Genomic DNA, 219 nt, shown 5'->3' with positions numbered 1-219 from the left:
ACAGTTTCTCGAGAAAATTTTATCAGCTTTCCAAATTGTAAAAGAGCAAGTTTTCCTTGGACCTAGGCCCAAAAAAAAGCCAAAGGTGCTTATTCTAAAAGCTTATGCTTGTAGAATGAGTAGCTTTGGCTTCTTATCCCCTAAAGGGGAAGAAGTGGTGGAGCTATGCGGGATCGAACCGCAGACCTCCTGCGTGCAAGGCAGGCGCTCTCCCAGCTG

The 219-nt window shown here is 46.1% G+C and carries 1 protein-coding gene; it reads left to right on the top strand.

Going from position 1 to position 219, the window contains the following annotated elements; all coding sequences use genetic code 11:
- On the top strand, positions 1 to 219 hold a 219-nt coding region (locus Q0796_RS18265; RefSeq protein WP_298445926.1), incomplete at both ends, for a hypothetical protein.

It is taken from the genome of uncultured Ferrimonas sp. (assembly GCF_947489035.1).
In the GTDB taxonomy this organism is placed as follows: Bacteria; Pseudomonadota; Gammaproteobacteria; order Enterobacterales; family Shewanellaceae; genus Ferrimonas.
Note: the sequence above shows the minus strand (reverse complement) of the source record. Positions and strands in the feature narration are given on the sequence as shown.